Here is an 18,740-nt window from a genome sequence, read left to right as displayed (position 1 = left end):
AGGACCAACTAGAAAACCACCGCTCATCCTGAGCGCAGCGGGCACAGCCCGCGAAGTCGAAGGACGCTCGGGACCAACGGCATTCACTGGCGCCGAAAAAAGCATGGACCAAACCTTTATCACCCGTATCGTCGAAGCCGCGCTGCTCGCGGCCAACCAGCCGCTGACCCTGGCGCAATTGCACGGCCTGTTCCCGCTGGACGAGCCCGCACCGCAAGGCAGCGTCGAACAGGCGCTGGAAACCCTGCGCGAGCAGTCCGCCGACCGTGGCGTCGAGCTGGTCGAGGTCGCCTCCGGCTTCCGTTACCAGGTGCAGGCGGACGTGCATGCGTGGGTGGCGCGCCTGTGGAGCGAACGCCAGACCAAGTACACCCGCGCCACCCTGGAAACGCTGGCCCTGATCGCCTATCGCCAGCCGATCACGCGTGGCGAGATCGAACAGATCCGCGGCGTGGCGGTGAACAGCAACATCATCAAGGCGCTGGAAGAGCGCGAGTGGATCCGGGTCGTCGGCCACCGCGACATGCCCGGCAAGCCTGAGCTGCTCGGAACCACCCGGGCGTTTCTCGATTACTTCGGCCTCCAGCGCCTGGACCAGCTGCCGCCGCTGTCGGAACTGAAGGACTTCGGCGAACTCGAACCGCAACTGCAGTTCGACCCCGACCCGATCGTGGTCGACAACATCTCCGACCTGGGTCGCACCGACATGGCCGAAGCCGGCAGGGACGCCGAAGCGGGAGAAAGCGCCGCCGCAACGGCAGAAGACGACGCCCATGACGTATCGGCGGAAGTTCCCGTCGCCGACGAAGCCACCGCCGAACCCGAACACGACACCCTGCGCGAGGAACGCGCCGACAGCGATCCCGCGATCGCCGAGGCGGACGCCCAGTCGCAGCCCGCCATCGAAAACGACGACGAAATTCAACCTGCCCTCGCCGAAGAAGGCGACAGCACCGGAGCAAGACATGAGTGAAGAAACCAACGGCAGCCGCAAACTGTCTCTGAAGCGCAGCGATGCCGCACCAGATCCCGCCGCCGCGCCGAAGCTGGAGGAGCGCCTGCACAAGGTGCTCGCCCAGGCCGGCCTGGGCTCGCGGCGCGCGCTCGAACAGCGCATCGCCGAAGGCATGGTCAAGGTCAACGGCGAGGTCGCGCAGACCGGCATGAGCGTGCGTGGCGGCGACCGGATCGAGATCGACGGCAAGGTGTTCGTGGCCAGCGCGCTGACCGACCCGTCGCGCGTGCTGATCTACAACAAGCCCGAGGGCGAGGTCACCACCCGCGAGGACCCCGAAGGCCGCCCGACCATTTTCGAAGCCCTGCCCGCGCTCAAGGGCGCGCGCTGGATCGCCATCGGGCGCCTGGACATCAACACCACCGGCCTGCTGCTGCTCACCACCGACGGCGAACTGGCCAACGCGATGATGCATCCCTCGTTCGAGGTCGAGCGCGAATACGTTTGCCGCGTGCGCGCACCCGAAGGCGAGGACACGGTGTCGGACAAGCTCGTCGACCGCCTGCGCCGCGGCGTCGCGCTGGAAGACGGTCCGGCGAAGTTCGACGAGATCGAGCGGATCGGTGGCACTGATTCGCACGACTGGTTCCGGGTCCTGCTCAAGGAAGGCCGCAACCGCGAAGTACGCCGGCTCTGGGAATCGCAAGGCTGCCAGGTGTCGCGCCTGAAGCGGGTCCGCTACGGATCCATCACCCTGCCGCAACCGCTGTTGCGCGGGCAGTCGCAGGAGCTCTCCGACGAGAAGGTCGCCGCGCTGCGCGCCGAGCTCAAGCTCGAAGACGGTCCGCCGCCCGCGCTCACCCTGCAGCCGGTAATCGGCCAGCGCAAAGCCGCCAAGTCGACCGTACACGTCGGCAGCGACAAGCGCTCGCACGGCTACGTGGGCGGACACAACACCGCCGACGAAGGCCGCGAGCTGCGCCGCTTCGACCATGTGCGCGAGGACCGTGGACGCGGGCGCGGCGGTCCGCGCAAGCCACACGGCGGCCTGACGGTGAGCGGCGAAGCCGCCGCCAAGCAGTCGCAGAAGCCGTTCAAGCAGCGCAAGGACAAGCATTCGCGGGCGTTGCCCGAAGGCAATCCCGCGGCGTTCCGCTCCTGGTACGTGCCCGAAGGCGTCGACACAGGGCCCAGCGGCCATCGCAATCCCGATGGCCATGCCCCACGCAAGCCCTACGCCAAGAAGCCCGGCGGCGGGCGCCCTGCAGGCAATCGCCCGCCGCGTGCCGGCGGTGGATTCCAGGGCGGCGGCCGCGGCGAAGGCGGCTTCGGTGCCGACCAGCCGCGCGGTCCGCGCGGGGCCGGCCAGGGCCAGGGCCGCGCGCCCAAGCCCTACGGCCACCCCGGCAACGCACCGAGCTTCCCGTCGGACCATGCCAATCCCGGACGCTTCAATCCCTACGGCGATCGTCCCGCCAGCCCTCGTCCACCGGGCAACCGCCCGGGCGGCCCGCGTGGGCCACGTCCAGGCGCACCGCGTCCGGGGGCCCCGCGCCCGGGTGGCAACCGGCCCGGCGGCAACCGCGGGCCGCGGGGTAGCGGCAACCGCTAGGGCTCTGCGCAGCCGGACCCGGCGTTACGGCCGGGAGGTCAGGGACCGAAACCGTGGGCGCATGCCGTAGGAGCGACGTCAGTCGCGGGCCCCTGGCCGGCACGCAGCGCGGGAAGCTCGCGGCTCACGCCGCTCCTGCAATTGACAGCCGCGATCCGTGAGATCGCTTTCGACCGCTGGATTCACAAGGCGTCTCCGCCGCGACCGGGCGCAGCTGCAGCCAGCCGGTCCAGCATCGGCTGGATCAGGTCCATCGGCAGCGGGAATACGATCGTCGAGCTCTTTTCGCCAGCGATCTCGGTGAGGGTCTGCAGGTAGCGCAGCTGGATGGCGCGCGGATCGGCGGCGAGCAGCTTGGCCGCTACAACGAGCTTTTCGGCGGCCTGCGCTTCGCCGTCGGCATGGATCACCTTGGCGCGGCGCACGCGCTCGGCCTCGGCCTGCTTGGCGATGGCGCGCACCATGGTCTCGTTGAGGTCGACATGCTTGATCTCGACATTGGCGACCTTGATCCCCCAGGCGTCGGTCTGCGCGTCGAGGATGGTGCGAATATCGTCGTTGAGCTTGTCGCGCTCGGCCAGTATCTCGTCGAGTTCGTGCTTGCCCAGCACCGAGCGCAGGGTGGTCTGGGCGAGCTGGCTGGTGGCCTCGTAGTAGTGCTCGACGTTGATGATCGCCTTCTGCGGATCGACCACGCGGAAGTAGACGACGGCGTTGACCTTGACCGAAACGTTGTCGCGCGAGATCACGTCCTGTGTCGGCACATCCATGACGATGGTGCGCAGGTCCACGCGCACCATCTGCTGCACGATCGGGATCAGGATGATCAGGCCCGGACCTTTGACCTTCCAGAAGCGGCCCAGCTGGAACACCACGCCGCGTTCGTATTCGCGCAGGATCTTGATGGCGCTGAACACCAGGATGGCGACCAGCGCCACCAGCGGGAAATAGACGATCAGGTTCATGTATCACCTCCTTGCGGCTGCGCCGTGCGCATGCGACGGCGATCGTGCGACTCGCGGACGGACAGGGCGCAAACCAGGCGCGCCTAGTCCGGCGATGCCACCTGCAATACCAGGCCCTGTACCGCCACCACCCGCACCACCTCGCCGCGGCGCAGCGGCCTGTCGCTGCGGGCCTGCCAGATTTCGCCACGGATCAGGACCCGGCCGACACCGTCGAAATCCGCGACCACCGTCGCCAGCTGACCGCGCATGTCGCCGACGCCGCTGCTGACCGGTTGCCTTCGCGCGCGCATGGCCAGCCAGGCCAGGGCCGCGAACGCCACCGCACTGGCCAGGCCGATGCCGGCGATCAGGCGACCGGAGACGCCGTAGCCGGGCACCTCGGTATCGAACATGATCAGGGAGCCCGCGATCAGCGCGACCACGCCGCCGATCCCGAGCACCCCAAAACTGGGCATGGCGAACTCGACCGCGATCAGGATCACTCCCAACACGATCAACGCCACCCCTGCATAGTTGACCGGCAATACCTGCAGCGCATACAGCGCGAGCAGCAGCGAAATGGCGCCGACCACGCCGGGCAGCACAGCGCCGGGGCTGTAGCCTTCCAGGATCAACCCGTACAGACCGATCAGCAGCAGCAGATAGGCGACGGTGGGCTCGGTGAGCACCGCCAGGATCCGGTTGCGCCAGTCCGGTGTGTACGGGGCAACGTTGGCACCGCGGGTGGCCAGGGTGACGCGGCGGTCGCGCAGGGCGACCTCGCGACCGTCGGCCTGGCGCAGCAGGTCGTCGACGTCGCCGGCGATGATTTCGACCACATCGCGAGCCAGTGCCTGGCGCGCGGTGAGCGTAGCGGCATCGCGCACCGCGGCGGCTGCAAACCGGGCGTCGCGCCCGCGCAGCTCCGCCAGCGTGAGCAGGTAGGCGACGGCGTCGTTGACGGCCTTCTCCTCGCCTGCGCTGTGGCGCCGGACAGTGGTGTCGGGCCGCTGCGGGACGTCGTCCTTGGCCCCTTTCCCATCGCCCGCGGGCCCGGCCTCCGGCTGGTCGGGTTCCGGACGCCCGCCAGGGAATCCCCCGCCGCCCAGCGCCACCGGCGTGGCCGCCCCAAGCGAGGTGGCCGGCGCCATCGCTGCCAGGTGGCTGGCGTACACGATGTAGGTGCCGGCACTGGCGGCGCGCGCGCCCTCCGGCGCCACCCAGGCGATCACCGGCACCTGTGCGGCGAGGATGTCGCGATTGATGTCTCGGGTCGCGGCGTCCAGCCCGCCGGGCGTATCGATCCGCAGTACGACCGCAGCGGCCTTGTCCGCGGCTGCGCGTTCCAGGCCACGGCGCACGTAATCGCGGGTGGCCGGGCCGATGCCGCCCTTGATGTCCAGTAGCAACACGCCATCGGACATCGCTACGGGCTTCTGCGCCGCCAGCCCCCCCGCCCCCATGGCCAGGGCGGCAATCAGACACAACAAGCGCAGCGACCGTTTCATCGCGCCCCGCCTGGAACTCGAGGGCCGGTTCGCAGTTAACAACACCGGGCGTTAAGGAAAATGCAGGGCACGCGGCGCTGCAGTCCGCCTGCCCCCGAACTGTTAGTCCTCCCTCACATGGGCTTCTCGCCGCGTTATGAATCGCGGGACTAGCCTGACGCTGGACCAACGCAAACGGAGGCACGGGCATGGGCATCCCGGCAAGACTCGCTTCCACCGTTTGCGGCGCCATCCTCGCTGCAGCCACGGCCACCTCGGCCGCCGACGGCGGCTTGGTCGAATACCCCTTCGATCCCGCCGATTTCAGCACACCGCTGACCATCGACAATCCGTACTGGCCGCTCGCGCCGGGTACGCGCGTCGTCTATTCGGAAGTGAGCGAGGACGAGTGCGTGATCAACGAGTTCCTCGTCACCGACGCCAGCAAGAGCGATTTCACCGGCGCTTATGCGGGCTTGAGCGCACGCGTGATCGCCGACCGCGAGTGGCTGGATGAAGACTGCGACGGCGGCCGCGACCTGTTGCTGGAAGACACGTTCGACTGGTATGCGCAGGACGACGCCGGCAACATCTGGTACTTCGGCGAAGACACGACCGAATTCCTCTACGACGAGGACGGCAATCCAACCGGCAGCAGCAAGGAAGGCTCATGGCAGGCTGGCCTCGATGGCGCAGTGGCCGGACTGATTATGCTGGCCGAGCCGAGCCCTGGCGCGTTCTACCAGCAGGAGTACTACGAGGATGTCGCCGAAGACATGGGCAAAGTGATCGGTGTGGATCGGCCCGTTTCGATCGGTCTCGGCGAATTCGACGGCTGCCTGGTCACCAAGGAATGGAGCCCGCTGGAAGTTGGGGCGGTGGAGCACAAGCACTATTGCCCGCCGTTCGGCCTGGTGATGATCGAGGGAATGGGCGGCGGTCGGCGCACTTCGACGGAAGCCATCGAAATCGATCTGCCATGACCCCGGTCGCATGACCCAGACCACATGACCAATGACGCGCCATTGGTGCGCGCCGTTGCCTGGGGAACCGCTGGACGCGGCGGCAGGCTCTACGAGAACGTGAACCGGTCTGCGTCGAGCATCGCTGGAAACCGCTCGCGATGCGCGGCCAGTTCGGCGGCGAGCAGCGTGGTGGTGGCCACCACCTCTTCGTCGGTGCATTCGCTGACCGGGTGGCCGAGGAAGTCGATCACCGCACTGTCGCCGGAATACTGCAGGCCGTTGCCGTCGGTGCCGACACGATTGAGGCCGGCGACGTAGCACAGATTCTCGATCGCGCGCGCGCGCAGCAGGGTCTTCCACGGGTACGCGCGGGCTGCGGGCCAGTTGGCCACGTACAGCAGCAGGTCGTAATCGAGCATCCCCGGGCGTTCCACGTCGTAGCGGTTGCGCGAGAACACCGGGAAGCGCAGGTCGTAGCAGACCAGCGGGCAGATCCGCCACCCTTTCCACTCGACGGTCAGGCGCTCGCTGCCGCCGGCGTAGCGCTCATGCTCCTTCGCATAGCGGAACAGGTGGCGCTTGTCGTAGTGCTGCAGGTTTCCATCCGGAGTGACGAACAGCAGCCGGTTGAACACGCGGTCCTTGCGCGGTCCATCGGTTTGGCGGATCTGCACGCTGCCGCAGATCGCGGCGTCCAGCCGACGGGCCTGCTCGCACATCCACGCCACGGTGGGTCCGTCCATGGTTTCGGCCTGGGCGATGGCCTCGTTGGAAAAGCCGCTGGTGAAGGTTTCCGGCAACAGCACCAGGTCGGTGATGCCGTGCAGCGATTCGATGAGATCGCCGTAGTAATCGCGGTTGCCGGCAGGATCGTGCCAGCGGGTTTCACCCTGGACCAGTGAGACGCGGAGGTTGTTCATGGGCAGATGATACGGGGGCGACGCCCTGTGGGAGCGCGCTTGCGCGCGATTGCTCTCGACGGGCTGGTTGAGAGGCTGATTGAGGGACTGTCCGAAAGGCATTCGCGCGCAAGCGCGCTCCCACATGGGATCTAAAGCTTTTGCAGGCGTTCGATGGCGGCGTCGAGCGTGGCTTCGTTCTTGGCGAAGCACAGCCGTGCCAGGCGCTGATCGGGGGGCGGGGTTTCGTAGAATGGCGACAAGGGAATCGCAGCGACGCCCTGCTCGGCCGTCAGCCAACGGCAGAAGGCGACATCGTCCAGGTCGCTGACCCCGGAATAATCCACCAGCTGGAAATATCCGCCCGGCACCGGCAGTGGCGCGAGCCTGGTGGTCAGCAGGTGCTCGCGAAAGCGGTCGCGCTTGGCCTGGTAGAAGGCGCCCAGTTGCTCATAGTGCTCAGGCTCGGCATCGAGCATGGCGGCGAACGCGTGCTGGGCCGGGTTGAAGGTGCAGAACACGTTGTACTGGTGCACCTTGCGGAATTCCGCACTGAGGGCCGGCGCTGCGATGCAGTAGCCGATCTTCCAGCCGGTGCAGTGGTAGGTCTTGCCGAAGCTGGAGATCACGAACGCGCGCGCGCGCAACTCCGGATAACGCAGCACCGACTCATGGCGCGCGCCGTCGAAGACGATGTGTTCGTACACCTCGTCCGACAGCAGGAAGATCTCCGTGTCGCGCAGCAGATCCGCGACCGTGCGCATGTCCGCCTCGGACAACATCGCGCCGGACGGATTGTGCGGGCTGTTGATCATCAGCATCCGCGTTTTCGAAGTGATCGCCGCGCGCACCGCAGCCCAGTCCGGTGCGAACGTGCGCGGGTCCAGCGCGACGTGCACCGCCTTGCCACCGGCCAGGTCGATCGCGGGCTCGTAGCAGTCGTAGCAGGGATCGAGCACGATGACCTCGTCGCCCGGGCGCACGACCGCGGCGATGGCGTTGAAGATCGCCTCGGTCGCGCCGCTGGTCACCGTGATCTCGCGGTCCGCATCGGGTTCGACCCCGTAGACGCGCATGGTCTTGCGCGCGATCGCCTGGCGCAGCGCGGGCACGCCGGTCATCATCGCGTACTGGTTATGGCCCGCGCGCATCGCCTTGTCGAGCTCATCGACCAGACGCGCCGGAACGGCGAAGTCGGGAAACCCCTGTCCCAGGTTGACCGCGCCGTGCTCGACCGCCAGCTGCGACATCACCGTGAAAATGGTGGTACCGACCTTGGGCAGCTTGGTATCGACCCGCATGGGGCTGTCCGGCATCGCATCCATCCGTCGTTGCGTTCGTCAAGAGTTTACGGTTCGGGTGCGATCGGATAAACCTGTCGGATGCATGTCCTCACACCAGCCCGCGTCGCCGAACTGCTCGATGCCTACCTGCTCGCCGACTACCGCTGGGAGCTGGACGGCGAATGGCGCTGGATCCGGATCGGCGAGCGCGCCCCGGAAGTCGAGGCCGCTTTTCCCGGCGCGCACTGCTTCGCGCTGCTTTCTGCCTGGGATCCGTACTCGGTGCCGCGCGAAAAGGCGGTCAACCGGCGCGAGGACGCCGAACTGCACCGGCTGATCGCCGAGAGCGCGTACAACAGCCGGGCGGCGTTCTCGTCGGCAACCGACCGCAGCTGGCGCGAACCCAGCTGGCTGGTGATCGACCTGCCGACCCAGGAACTCGATGCGCTGGGCCGCCGCTTCGGTCAGCTGGGCACGGTGGCATGGGACCGGGGCCGCGCGGTGCGGCTGCGCATGGATGCCGCGCCACCGCCGGGCTACGAAGCCTTTCCCTGCGTCGACTGGCTAAAATAAGCGTACAAGCCGCGTCTGACGCTTGGGACCGTCCTGTTTCGTGAAATCATCGCTGCCATCCATGGCGCCGCTTTTCCGGCTCCGGATCGTCCGGCCCGGCCATCCCTGGCCAGGCGTTCGGAGTTGCGGCCGATGCCGATAGGGCATCGGCCTAACGCAGCTCCTCACCCACTCCTCGCTGCGCGCGGCCTCATGTTCGCCCGCAACGAAACGCCGGTGTTCGGGCCGCTATCGTTCTCGGTCGACGCCGGCGAGGCGCTGCTGGTGCGCGGCGACAACGGCGCCGGCAAGACCACGGTGCTGCGGGTGCTGGCCGGGCTGCTGCAGGCCGACAGCGGCGAGGTGGAGATCGACGGCGTGATCGCCGGGCACGCCGAGCGCAGCCATCGCATCGCCTATCTTGGTCACCTGCCGGCGTTGAAGGCAGACCTGACGGTGCTGGAAAACCTGCGCTTCCTGTGCGGGCTGCACGGGCGCAGGCCCGAGCGCAGCATCGCCGCCGCGCTGGACCTGGTCGGCCTGGCCGGCTACGACGACGCGCTGGCGCGGCAACTGTCCGCCGGACAGCGCAAGCGCGCCTCGCTCGCACGCCTGTGGCTGTCGCCTGCACCGCTGTGGCTAATGGACGAGCCCTACGCGAATCTCGACCTGCAGGGCATCGAACTGGTCAACGCCCTGGTCCAGGGACACCTGGACGACGGTGGCGCTTCGCTGGTCACCACCCATGGCGCCTACGCGGCGCCGCCGGTGCGGACCCGCGAACTGCGGCTCGGTGGCGCGGCATGATGCTGGCCGCAGCCCGCGCGCTGGTGGCCCGCGACCTGCGCCTGCTGTGGCGCCGGCGCGGCGATGCCCTGCAGCCGCTGCTGTTCGCGGTGCTGGTGGTGGTGCTGTTCGCGCTGGCGCTGGGTGCCGAGCGGCAGGCCCTGGCCAAGCTCGGCCCGGCGGTGCTCTGGGTCGCGGCGCTGCTGGCGGGCCTGCTGGCGCTGGACACCCTGTTCCGTGGCGATGCCGAGGACGGCTCGCTGGAGCAATGGCTGCTGGCGCCGGTACCGCTGGCCTGGCTGGTGCTGGTGCGCACCCTGGTGCACTGGGCCACGACGGCCCTGCCGCTGGTGCTGGCCACGCCGCTGCTGGGCGAACTGCTGTACCTGCCGCATGCGCAGTTGCCGGTCCTGATGGCCTCGCTGCTGCTGGGCACGCCGTTGCTCGCGCTGCTGGGCGCAGTGATCGCCGCGCTGACCGTGGGCATGCGCCGCTCCGGTATCCTAGTGGCCCTGCTCGCCCTGCCCCTGTACGTGCCGGTGCTGGTGTTCGGCGCCGGCAGCGTCACCGCGGCTGCGCAAGGCCTGGAGTTCGCGGGAGCCCTGCTGCTGCTGGGCGCAGGCCTGGCGCTGGCGCTGGCGCTGGCGCCGCTGGCCGCCGCCGCCGCGATCCGGATTTCACTGAGCTAGGCCGCGTGAATTGAAGTTTCGATGAATCCTCTGCTCCGCTGGTTCCACCAACTCGGCTCGCCGCCGACCTTCGACCGCTTCGCCGCGCGCTGGGCGCCGTGGGCGTATGCGCTGGGTGCGGCGCTGATGGCGGTCGGCATGTACATGGCCCTGTTCGTGGTGCCCGCGGATTACCAGCAGGGCGACAGCTTCCGCATCCTGTACGTGCACGTGCCCAGCGCATGGATGAGCATGGCGATCTTCGCGCTGATGGCGCTGTACGCGGCCATCGCGCTGATCTGGCGGATCAAGCTGTGCGAGATCCTGGCGATGGCCTGCGCGCCCAGCGGTGCGGCCTTCACCCTGATCACCCTGGTCACCGGTTCGATCTGGGGCAAGCCGATGTGGGGCACTTGGTGGGACTGGGATCCGCGCCTGACCACGGAACTGGTCCTGCTGTTCCTGTACCTGGGCGTGATGGGCCTGTACGGCGCCATCGACGACCGCCGCAACGCCGCGCGCGCGGCCGGTCTGCTGGCCATCGTCGGCGTGGTGCTGCTGCCGGTGATCCGCTATTCGGTGGTGTGGTGGAACTCGCTGCACCAGGGCCAGACCATCCGCCTGCTGGGCGAATCGAGCATGGATCCGAGCATGCTCCAGCCGCTGATCTGGATGATCATCGGCACCAAGCTGTGGTTCATCGGCGCGCTGCTGCAGCGCGCGCGCGCCGACAACCTGCGGCGCGAAGCGGGCAAGGACTGGGTCGCGCAGCTCGCCGGAGCGCGCGCATGAGCTACCAGAACTATGTGATCGCCGCCTATGCGGTGTTCGTGGCGGGGATACTGTGGGACTGGCTCTCGCCGAAGCTGCAGATCCGGCAGCAGCTGCGCGCGGCGAAGCTGCGGACGGCGCGGGCCACCACTGAACTCATCAAATCCAAGGCTCGTCATCCCGGCGAAAGCCGGGATCCAGTTTGATTTGTCCCGGAAGCCTGTCCTCTGTCCCAGCAAGATCAAAATGGATTCCAGCTTGCGCTGGAATGACGAGAAGAAAACCTTTCATGCACCCCACCCGTAAACGCCGCCTGCTGTTGATCCTGGCCCTGCTGCTCGCCGCCGCGGTGGCGGCGACGTTGGTCGCCTTCGCCCTGCAGCGCAACGTGGCCTATCTCTACACGCCCAACGAAGTGCTCAGCGGCAGCGCCGGCGAAGCGGTGTCGTCGGGCAAGGCCAGGTTCCGCCTCGGCGGGATGGTTCAGGCCGGTTCGCTGCAGCGCACCTCCGGCACCCTGGAAGCGCGCTTCCGCGTCGACGATGGCGATGCGACCCTGCCCGTCGTCTACACCGGCATCCTTCCCGACCTGTTCCGCGAGAAGCAGGCGGTGGTCGCGACCGGACGCATGCAGGGCGACACCTTCGTCGCCGAACAGGTGCTCGCCAAGCACGACGAGACCTACATGCCCAAGGAAGTGGCGGACAAGATGGGCAAGGCGCATGTGAAACACGATGTGCAGGTGCCAAGCACCGGGACGTCGCCCTGATGGCGGCAGTGGCCAGGCGCCGCCTTGTGGGGGCGGGCTTGCCCGCGATTGCCGTTTCCCCCGCATCTGCTCACGGCAGCCCGAACAAGGGCATTCGCGCGCGAGCGCGCTCCCACATGTACTGTCGGAGGCAGGCTCGTGCTGCCTGAACTCGGTCAGATCGCGCTGATCCTCGCCCTGCTGGTCGGCATCCTGCAGGCCGCCCTGCCGCTGGCCGGCGCGCAGCGCGGTGTCGAGGCCTGGATGCGCGTCGCGCGCCCGGCCGCGTACGCGCAGCTGGTGCTGGTGGCACTCGCCTTCGGCCTGCTCACCGCGGGTTTCGTCGCGCGCGATTTCTCGCTGCGCTACGTTGCCGAGAATTCCAACTCGCTGCTGCCGCTGGTCTACCGATTCACCGCGGTCTGGGGCGCGCACGAAGGCTCGCTGCTGCTGTGGACGCTGATCCTGGCGCTATGGACCGCCGTGGTCGCCCGCTTCTCGCATGCGCTGCCGACGCGCGTGAGCGCGCGCGTACTCGGCGTGATGGGCGTGGTCGGCGTGGGCTTCCTGGCCTTCCTGATCTTCACCAGCAATCCGTTCGAGCGCCTGCTCCCGGCCGCGGCCGAAGGGCGCGACCTCAATCCGCTGCTGCAGGATCCGGGGATGATCATCCATCCGCCGATGCTGTACCTGGGCTACGTGGGCTTCTCGGTGCCGTTCGCGTTCGCGATCGCGGCGCTGCTGGATGCTGCAGCGCTGCGGCAGGGCCAGGGCGAACGCGAGTGGCGCGACTGGCTGCGCTGGACCCGGCCGTGGACCAATGTCGCCTGGGGTTTTCTTACCCTCGGTATCGCGCTCGGCTCGTGGTGGGCCTATTACGAGCTGGGCTGGGGCGGCTGGTGGTTCTGGGATCCGGTCGAGAACGCCAGCTTCATGCCCTGGTTGGCCGGCACGGCGCTGCTGCATTCGCAGGCGGTCACCGAGAAGCGCGGCAGCTTCGCCGGCTGGACCCTGCTGCTGGCGATCGCTGCGTTCTCGCTGTCCCTGCTCGGCACCTTCCTGGTGCGCTCGGGCGTGCTGACCAGCGTGCACGCCTTCGCCGCGGATCCGACCCGCGGATTGTTCGTGCTGATCTTCCTCGGTATCGTGATCGGCGGCTCGCTGCTGCTGTACGCGCTGCGCAGCCCTGACGGCGGCGACGGCAAGCCATTCGCACCCGCATCGCGCGAGACCCTGCTGTTGCTCAACAACCTGCTGCTCACCGCCGCCTGCGCAATGGTGCTGCTCGGCACGCTATATCCAATGCTGGCCGACGCGCTGGAACTGGGCAAGATTTCGGTCGGGCCGCCATATTTCGCACTGCTGTTCACCGTGCTGATGGCGCCGATGGTGCTGTTGCTACCGTTCGGTCCGCTGACCCGCTGGCAGCGCGACGAGATGGCCAAGCCGCTGCGCCTGCTGGTGCCGTGGCTGGGCCTGGCGGTGGGGGTCGGCATCGCGGCCTTCTTCCTGGCGCCGCAGGGCAAATGGAAAACCGCTGCAGGCCTGGCCGGTGCGACCTGGATCGCGGCGGGTACGCTGCGCTTCGTCTGGGCCCGCGTGCGCGGCAACGGCTCGCGCTTCACCGCCGAAATGCTTGGCATGACGCTGGCGCACCTGGGCGTTGCCGTGTTCCTGATCGGCGCGCTGCTGGTGGAAGGCCTGAGCGCACAGCGCGAATTGGCGGTAATGCCAGGCCAGTCGGTGCAGCTGGGCGGCTACGACTTCCGCTTCGACGGCGTGCAACAGCGCGTCGGCCCCAACTTCACGGCCGACTACGGCAGCGTGCAGGTCATGCGCGGCACCGCCAGCATCGATACCCTGCATCCGGAAAAGCGCAGCTATGCCGCCGGTGGACAGGTGATGACCGAGGCCGCGCTGCAGCCCGGATTCACCCGCGACCTGTACGTCGCGCTGGGCGAGCCGCTCGGCGGGGGCGCGTGGGCGCTGCGCGTGCACGTCAAGCCGTTCGTGCGCTGGATCTGGCTCGGCGCGATCCTGATGGCCCTCGGCGGCTTCGTGACCGCCACCGACCGGCGCTTTCGCATGCAAAACCTTGTGCGCGAACCTGCCGATCCGTATGCGCGTGATCCTGCCACCGCATGGGAACCCTCAATCGGCGTCATGATCGCTCGCGACCACCAACGGCCTGATGATTCATTCGGAGACGGAGACCCATGAAGACCTCCCGTTGGCTTCCACTTCTCGTTTTCGCCGCGCTCGCTGTATTGCTCGCCGCAGGTGTGTGGATGAGCCGCCGCGCAGACCGCGATGCCCTGCCCTCGCCGCTGATCGGCAAGCCGGCGCCGGACTTCGCGCTGCCCTCGCTGCACGAGCCCGAGCGCATCGTGACCCTGAAGGACCTGCGCGGCGCGCCGTTCCTGCTCAACGTCTGGGGCAGCTGGTGTGCGGCGTGCCGGATCGAGCATCCGGTGCTGACGCGGTTCGCCGAGCGCAAGCGCGTGCGCGTGGTCGGCTACAACTGGAAGGACGAACGCGCCGATGCCCTGCGCTGGCTCGAACAGTTCGGCAATCCCTTCTGGCTGGTGGTGACCGATGTCGAAGGCGGCAACGCGATCGACTGGGGCATCTACGGCGCGCCGGAAACCTTCCTGGTCGATGCCAATGGCGTGATCCGCTGGAAGCACGTCGGGCCGATCAGCGACGAGGTCGTGCGCAAGGAAATCATGCCCATGCTGCAGCAGATCGAAGGCTCGCGCAGGTGAAGCGCCTGCCCTGGCATCGCATCGCGGCATTGGCGCCACTGCTGCTGGCGTCGCTGCTGATCGCATTGCCAGCGCCGGCCCAGGTGCGGTCCGATCCCGCGCCGCTGCAATTCCAGGACCCCGCGGAAGAAGCCCGCTTCCACGCGCTCGCAGCCGAGCTGCGCTGCGTGATGTGCCAGAACCAGTCGCTGGCCGACTCCAACGCGCAGATCGCCTACGATCTGCGCGCCGAAGTGCTGCAGCTGATGCGCGAAGGCCGCACCGATGCGCAGATCAAGCAATTCCTGGTGCAGCGCTACGGCGAGTTCGTGCTCTACCGTCCGCAGGTCGAGTCCGGCACCTGGCTGCTGTGGTTCGGCCCGGCGCTGCTGGTGCTGGTGGGCGGCGTGGTCGTCGCGCGCATCGTGCGCCGACGCGCACGCACGCCCGTGGCCGCCGACGATTCGCAGGAGTGGTGATGGCCGTCTTCGTCGCCCTCGCCGCGCTCTTGGTCCTGGCCACGTTCGCCTGGGTGCTGCATCCGCTGTGGCGCCAGCGCCCCCTGCCGGCGCTAGCAGCGATAGCAGCGCTGGCCATCGCCACCGGCCTGCTTTATCGGCTGGTCGGCACGCCCGCCGCGCTGGATCCGGCGCAGCGCGAAATGCCCAAAACGATGGACGAAGCCATCACCCGCCTGGAAGCGGAGCTGCAGCGCGGCTCTTCGAAAGACAGCGCCAACCAGGTCGACGGCCTGCGCCTGCTGGCCCGCGCCTACCTGCAGCAGGAACAACCGGCCAAGGCGCGCGATACCTACGCGCGCGCCGTGAAGCTGGCGCCGGACGACGCTGATCTCCTCACCGAAGCCGCCGAAGCCTCCGCCCTGGCCGATGCCGACCGTCGCTTCGACGACGGAGCCGTCGCCATGCTCCGCAACGCGCTGCGCGTGCAGCCGATGCACCAGCGCGCCCGCTGGTTCCTGGGCGTCGCCCTGCGCCAGCGCGGCGAGCACGCGCAGGCCGCCAGCACCTGGGAACCGCTGCTCGCCAGCGTCGACCCGAAAGCCGCCGCCGCCCTGCGCCCGCAAATCGAGGCAGCGCGCAAGGACGCGGGACTTCCGCCCCTGCCCGCGCAGGCGCCGGCGCCGGCGCCCGCCGGCGCGCTGAGCGTGTCGCTGAAGATCGACCCGAGTCTGTCCGCGCGCATGCCCAACGCCAGCGTCTTCATCATCGCCCGCGTCCCGGGCGGCCCGCCCATGCCGGTCGCGGCCGAGAAACATGCGCTGCGCGATGTGCCGGCCACGATCACCCTGGACGACAGCGACAGCCCCATGCCCACGCAGAAGCTGTCGGCATTGAAGGAAGTCGAGGTGTTCGCGCGGCTGTCGGCCAGCGGCGACGCCACGCGCCAGCAAGGCGATCTCGAATCGAAACCCGTGCGCGTCGCCCTGCCAGCGAGTCAGGCCGTCGAACTCGTACTGGGCCAGCCCTGACTCATCCGCACTTGTGGGAGCGGCTTTGTGGGAGCGGCTTCAGCCGCGATCTGCCAATCCCGCCGCCTCGCTAAACTCCCCCGCATGACTGAATTCATCCCGCCCGGCACGCGCTTCCTCGACCTGCCCTCTCCGTTCCCGATGAAGCGCGGCGGCGCGCTGCACGGCGCGCGTATCGCCTACGAGACCTGGGGCGAACCCAACGCAGCGCGCGACAACGCGGTGCTGATCGTCACCGGCCTGTCGCCGGACGCGCATGCCGCCTCGAACGCGGGCAATGCCGACCCCGGCTGGTGGGAATCCATGATCGGCCCCGGCAAGCCGATCGACACCGGGCGCTGGTACGTGATCTGCGTGAACTCGCTCGGCAGCTGCAAGGGCTCCACCGGCCCGGCATCGATCAACCCGGACACGGGCGACACCTACCGCCTCGATTTCCCCGAGCTTTCGGTCGAGGACGGCGCCGACGCCGCGCACCATGTCGCCCGCGCGCTGGGGATCGAACGCCTCGCCTGCCTGATCGGCAATTCCATGGGCGGCATGACCGCCCTGTCCTACCTGTCGCGGCATCCGGGGTCGGCACGCACCCACATCAACATCTCGGGCGCGGCGCGCGCGTTGCCGTTTTCGATCGCGATCCGCTCGCTGCAGCGCGAGGCGATCCGGCTCGACCCCAAGTGGAACGAAGGCCGTTACGACGAGACCAGCTATCCCGAATCGGGCATGCGCATGGCCCGCAAGCTCGGCGTCATCACCTACCGCTCGGCGCTGGAATGGGACGGCCGCTTCGGCCGCGTGCGGCTGGAGTCCGACCGCCGCGACGACGAGGATCCGTTCGGGCTCGAATTCGAGGTCGAGAGCTACCTGGAAGGCCATGCGCGCCGCTTCGTCCGCCGCTTCGACCCCAACTGCTATCTCTACCTCAGCCGATCGATGGACTGGTTCGACCTGGGCGAAGGCCACGACGGCGACGTGATGAGCGGCCTGGCCGCGATCCGAGTCGACAAGGCCTTGGCCATCGGCGTGCGCACCGACATCCTGTTCCCGCTGCAGCAGCAGCAGGAGATCGCCGACGGCCTGCGCGCGGGCGGCTGCGACGCCGCCTTCCTGCCGCTGCCCTCGCCGCAGGGCCACGACGCCTTCCTGGTCGACATCGAGCGCTTCGGCCCGGCGGTCCGTGGCTTCCTCGACAGCCTGTAGGTCGGGCCTACGCCCCCGACGCACGCGCGAGCATCCAGCCACGGCGCCGGCCACGTAGGGCCGGCCTACCGTTCCGCCGGCCAGGCGCCTCCCCCTCCGGGTCCCAACGGCGAAGCGTTAGAATCCGCCCCATGAACGCCGAAGCCTGCTGTCCCGACGTCGATTTCCCCGGCCACGACAAGCTGGTCGCCGCCATCGACGCGGCCGTCGCCAGCGGCGACGAACACGCGGTCACCGCGGCCCTGCGCAACGCCCTGTGCCGCATGATCCGCGACCGCGACGTGCGCCTGCCCGCCTGCGTGCACGAGCCGATCGCCGACCATTACGCGCGGCGCGAGATCTACCGCAGCGCCAAGCACGGCTACAGCGTGGTCGCGATGACCTGGGGCCCCGGCCAGGGCACGCCGGTGCACGACCATTCGGGCCTGTGGTGCGTGGAAGGTGTGTGGGACGGCGAGCTGGAGATCGTGCAGTACGAACTGCTCGAACACGACGGCGAACGCTACCGCTTCCGCGCCGCGGGCGGCATGCACGCCGGTCCAGGCAGCGCCGGCAGCCTGATCCCGCCGCACGAGTACCACACCATCGCCAACGCCAGCCCCGACCGGGTGGCGATCTCGCTGCACATCTACAAGGCGCCGATGGAATGCTGCGCCAAGTTCGTGCCGCAGCCGAGCGACCGCTCCGGCGAATGGTTCGTGCGCCAGGACGCGACGCTGGTGACCGACGAGGCCGCGTAATTCGGTTTTCGGTTTCCGGTTTCCTTCTCCCACGTGCTGGAGAAGAACCTGCCCCAGACCTGATCCGGGGTGCCGAAGGCGGATGAGGGCGCACTTTCCCAAAGGACCAACATGCTAAAGGACTTCATCCTCGCCTCCCTCCACCACCTGCTCGCCTTCGGCCTGGTGGCGATGCTGGTCACCCAGGCGGTGCTGCTCAGCCGCAGCGTCGACGGCGCCGCGCTCAAGCGCCTGGCTGGCGTGGACCGCGGCTACGGCATGGTGGCCACCCTGCTGCTGGTGGTCGGCCTGATGCGCGTGTTCCAGGGCATCAAGGGCGAAGACTTCTACCTGCACAACCCCTGGTTCCACGCCAAGCTCGGCGCCTTCGTGCTCGCCGCGCTGCTGTCGATCCTGCCGACACTGCGCTTCCTGCGCTGGCGCAAGGCGCTGAAGGCCGATTCGGGCTACCTGCCCCCGGCCACCGAAGTCGCCGCCCTGCGCCGCATCGTGCGCATCGAACTGCTGCTGATCGCCGTGATCCTGGTCGCCGCCGCCGGCATGGCCCGCTACGGCGGCCTGCACTTTTAGTCCCGCTCGTCCTGAGCGTAGCGCCGCAGGCGCGAAGTCGAAGGATCGTCCCCGGATCGAGTCCGGGGCAGGCTCTGAGCGTAGCGCTAAAGGCGCAAATCCAACCCCGCTCGTCCTGAGCGTAGCGCCAACGGCGCGAAGTCGAAGGATCGTCCTAAGCGTAGCGCCGCAGGTGCGAAGTCGAAGGACCAGAACCCGAATCCCAAGCACGCCCGGCTATAATCCCCGCCCGCGCCGGAGTGGCGGAATCGGTAGACGCAGCGGACTCAAAATCCGCCGCCCTTAAAAGCGTGTGGGTTCGAGTCCCACCTCCGGCACCAGACC

19 protein-coding genes, 1 tRNA gene and 1 pseudogene are annotated in these 18,740 nt (G+C 68.4%); 17 read left to right on the top strand and 4 right to left on the bottom strand.

Annotated elements, in window-relative coordinates; all coding sequences use genetic code 11:
• Positions 1 to 103 precede the first annotated feature (103 nt).
• Both scpB and MC380_RS02990 read left to right on the top strand, forming a co-directional pair.
• Positions 104 to 973: an SMC-Scp complex subunit ScpB gene (gene scpB, locus MC380_RS17990; RefSeq protein ID WP_343223519.1), complete on the top strand. Its 870-nt coding sequence runs from the start codon at positions 104 to 106 to the stop codon at positions 971 to 973.
• Positions 966 to 2,567, top strand: coding sequence for a pseudouridine synthase (locus MC380_RS02990; protein WP_242162964.1), 1,602 nt, complete (start codon positions 966 to 968; stop codon positions 2,565 to 2,567). The genes scpB and MC380_RS02990 overlap by 8 nt, the downstream gene beginning before the upstream one ends.
• A 182-nt stretch (positions 2,568 to 2,749) precedes the next feature.
• Here MC380_RS02990 and MC380_RS02985 read toward each other — a convergent pair whose 3' ends face one another.
• The gene (locus tag MC380_RS02985; protein WP_242104130.1) at positions 2,750 to 3,532 is read right to left on the bottom strand and encodes a slipin family protein; all 783 of its coding nucleotides are present in this window, start codon (positions 3,530 to 3,532) and stop codon (positions 2,750 to 2,752) included.
• Between the two features lie 83 nt (positions 3,533 to 3,615).
• Positions 3,616 to 5,022: a nodulation protein NfeD gene (locus MC380_RS02980; RefSeq protein WP_242162962.1), complete on the bottom strand. Its 1,407-nt coding sequence runs from the start codon at positions 5,020 to 5,022 to the stop codon at positions 3,616 to 3,618.
• A gap of 188 nt (positions 5,023 to 5,210) precedes the next feature.
• Between MC380_RS02980 and MC380_RS02975 the strand changes: the two genes are divergently transcribed.
• Positions 5,211 to 5,984 carry a hypothetical protein gene (locus tag MC380_RS02975; protein ID WP_242104132.1) on the top strand — a complete coding sequence of 258 codons (774 nt, stop codon included), beginning with the start codon at positions 5,211 to 5,213 and terminating at the stop codon, positions 5,982 to 5,984.
• An 89-nt stretch (positions 5,985 to 6,073) separates the two neighbouring features.
• On the opposite strand, the gene MC380_RS02970 is transcribed toward MC380_RS02975, so the two are convergent.
• Both MC380_RS02970 and MC380_RS02965 read right to left on the bottom strand, forming a co-directional pair.
• Positions 6,074 to 6,886, bottom strand: coding sequence for an amidohydrolase (locus MC380_RS02970; protein ID WP_242162960.1), 813 nt, complete (start codon positions 6,884 to 6,886; stop codon positions 6,074 to 6,076).
• Positions 6,887 to 7,017: 131 nt separating this feature from the next.
• Positions 7,018 to 8,166 carry a pyridoxal phosphate-dependent aminotransferase gene (locus MC380_RS02965; protein WP_242104201.1) on the bottom strand — a complete coding sequence of 383 codons (1,149 nt, stop codon included), beginning with the start codon at positions 8,164 to 8,166 and terminating at the stop codon, positions 7,018 to 7,020.
• Between the two features lie 81 nt (positions 8,167 to 8,247).
• On the opposite strand from MC380_RS02965, the gene MC380_RS02960 reads away from it, so the two are divergent.
• From MC380_RS02960 to MC380_RS02895, 14 genes and pseudogenes are all read left to right on the top strand, one after another.
• A complete protein-coding gene (locus MC380_RS02960) occupies positions 8,248 to 8,721 on the top strand; it encodes a DUF3293 domain-containing protein (RefSeq protein WP_242104134.1) in 474 nt (157 codons plus the stop codon).
• Positions 8,722 to 8,853: 132 nt separating this feature from the next.
• Complete coding sequence (ccmA, locus tag MC380_RS02955) at positions 8,854 to 9,507, top strand: heme ABC exporter ATP-binding protein CcmA (protein WP_242104135.1); 654 nt, start codon at positions 8,854 to 8,856, stop codon at positions 9,505 to 9,507.
• Positions 9,504 to 10,175, top strand: coding sequence for a heme exporter protein CcmB (ccmB, locus tag MC380_RS02950; RefSeq protein ID WP_242162958.1), 672 nt, complete (start codon positions 9,504 to 9,506; stop codon positions 10,173 to 10,175). The genes ccmA and ccmB overlap by 4 nt, the downstream gene beginning before the upstream one ends.
• A 21-nt stretch (positions 10,176 to 10,196) precedes the next feature.
• Positions 10,197 to 10,946 carry a heme ABC transporter permease gene (locus tag MC380_RS02945; protein ID WP_242104137.1) on the top strand — a complete coding sequence of 250 codons (750 nt, stop codon included), beginning with the start codon at positions 10,197 to 10,199 and terminating at the stop codon, positions 10,944 to 10,946.
• Positions 10,943 to 11,131, top strand: coding sequence for a heme exporter protein CcmD (locus MC380_RS02940; RefSeq protein ID WP_242162956.1), 189 nt, complete (start codon positions 10,943 to 10,945; stop codon positions 11,129 to 11,131). The genes MC380_RS02945 and MC380_RS02940 overlap by 4 nt, the downstream gene beginning before the upstream one ends.
• A gap of 83 nt (positions 11,132 to 11,214) precedes the next feature.
• On the top strand, positions 11,215 to 11,694 hold the full coding sequence (gene ccmE, locus MC380_RS02935; RefSeq protein ID WP_242104139.1) for a cytochrome c maturation protein CcmE: 480 nt from the start codon (positions 11,215 to 11,217) through the stop codon (positions 11,692 to 11,694).
• Positions 11,695 to 11,832: 138 nt separating this feature from the next.
• Positions 11,833 to 13,758 (top strand): annotated as a pseudogene (locus tag MC380_RS02930) (heme lyase CcmF/NrfE family subunit); the annotation flags it as partial.
• A 131-nt stretch (positions 13,759 to 13,889) separates the two neighbouring features.
• Complete coding sequence (locus MC380_RS02925) at positions 13,890 to 14,438, top strand: DsbE family thiol:disulfide interchange protein (protein WP_277929511.1); 549 nt, start codon at positions 13,890 to 13,892, stop codon at positions 14,436 to 14,438.
• Positions 14,439 to 14,476: 38 nt separating this feature from the next.
• Entirely contained in the window at positions 14,477 to 14,896 is a 420-nt protein-coding gene (locus MC380_RS02920) for a cytochrome c-type biogenesis protein (protein ID WP_242104202.1), read from the top strand.
• The gene (locus MC380_RS02915) at positions 14,896 to 15,906 is read left to right on the top strand and encodes a tetratricopeptide repeat protein (protein ID WP_242162954.1); all 1,011 of its coding nucleotides are present in this window, start codon (positions 14,896 to 14,898) and stop codon (positions 15,904 to 15,906) included. The genes MC380_RS02920 and MC380_RS02915 overlap by 1 nt, the downstream gene beginning before the upstream one ends.
• Positions 15,907 to 15,990: 84 nt before the next feature.
• Positions 15,991 to 17,106 (top strand): homoserine O-acetyltransferase, encoded by a 1,116-nt coding sequence (locus MC380_RS02910; RefSeq protein ID WP_242104142.1) that lies wholly within the window; start codon positions 15,991 to 15,993, stop codon positions 17,104 to 17,106.
• A 131-nt stretch (positions 17,107 to 17,237) separates the two neighbouring features.
• Complete coding sequence (locus MC380_RS02905) at positions 17,238 to 17,846, top strand: cysteine dioxygenase family protein (RefSeq protein ID WP_242104143.1); 609 nt, start codon at positions 17,238 to 17,240, stop codon at positions 17,844 to 17,846.
• Between the two features lie 111 nt (positions 17,847 to 17,957).
• Positions 17,958 to 18,416: a DUF2214 family protein gene (locus MC380_RS02900; RefSeq protein WP_242162952.1), complete on the top strand. Its 459-nt coding sequence runs from the start codon at positions 17,958 to 17,960 to the stop codon at positions 18,414 to 18,416.
• Between the two features lie 233 nt (positions 18,417 to 18,649).
• Positions 18,650 to 18,736, top strand: a tRNA-Leu gene (locus MC380_RS02895).
• Positions 18,737 to 18,740 lie beyond the last annotated feature (4 nt).

Source organism: Lysobacter sp. M15 (assembly GCF_022662515.1).
Taxonomy (GTDB): domain Bacteria; phylum Pseudomonadota; class Gammaproteobacteria; order Xanthomonadales; family Xanthomonadaceae; genus JAKPBU01.
Note: the sequence above shows the minus strand (reverse complement) of the source record. Positions and strands in the feature narration are given on the sequence as shown.